1 protein-coding gene is annotated in these 740 nt (G+C 63.7%); it reads right to left on the bottom strand.

All coding sequences use genetic code 11. From position 1 onward, the window contains the following. Nucleotides 1-13: 13 nt before the first annotated feature. Nucleotides 14-740 (bottom strand): TlpA family protein disulfide reductase (locus tag AC1DH9_RS30205; RefSeq protein WP_477809462.1); only part of this gene is annotated, 727 nt, incomplete at its 5' end.

Genomic DNA, 740 nt, shown 5'->3' with positions numbered 1-740 from the left:
CCCAGGGATAGCGTCAGCAAATGGCGGAGGCGGGGCATGGCAGTTTCCTTGAAGGTGTGGCCTGTATGGCTGAAGTTGGGGAGTCGAAGTTTTCCAGGGCGCGGGCCAGGCTGGCTTCCGATAATTCGCCCAGGTGGCTACCGAGCAGCCGGCCTTCGGCGCTGTAGAACAGCGTAGTCGGTAGCGCCATGGAGCCGACGGCCTGGCTCAGTCGGCCGCCGCCATCGAACAGCACATTCGAAAGGCTCAGGCCTTGGGTCGCGAGGAAGGTACTGACGCTTTGCATGCTTTCGGCCTGATTGACGAACAGAAAGGTCAGGTCCGGTCGATGTTGCTGGGCGTTCTCCAGCACCGGCATTTCACGTCGGCAGGGCGGGCACCAGGTGGCCCACAGGTTGATCACCAAGGGACCGCCCTGATAGTCGGCCAGTTGCACGGTTTCGCCGGCGGCATTGMGCAAGACGATGTCCGGCAGGCGCGTACCTTGTTCGTAGAGGTTCAGGGACAAACTGGCCAGCAACCAGAACAACAGACCACTGCCGACGCCCGCTCCCAACGGTTTGCGCAGCGCCGGTCGGCGCCAGGCCCGCAACAGCGTTGCCAACAGCAGGGCGACCACTCCGGGCCAGGCGAGAAAACCGCCATCGCGCAGGTCGATGATCTGCCACGGGTCATCGCGGTAGTGAGCCCAGTACGCCAGCACGAAACCCACCCTGGCCGCGAGCAAGCCCAGCAGGAAC

Source organism: Pseudomonas sp. 05T35 (genome assembly GCF_056396605.1).
Note: the sequence above shows the minus strand (reverse complement) of the source record. Positions and strands in the feature narration are given on the sequence as shown.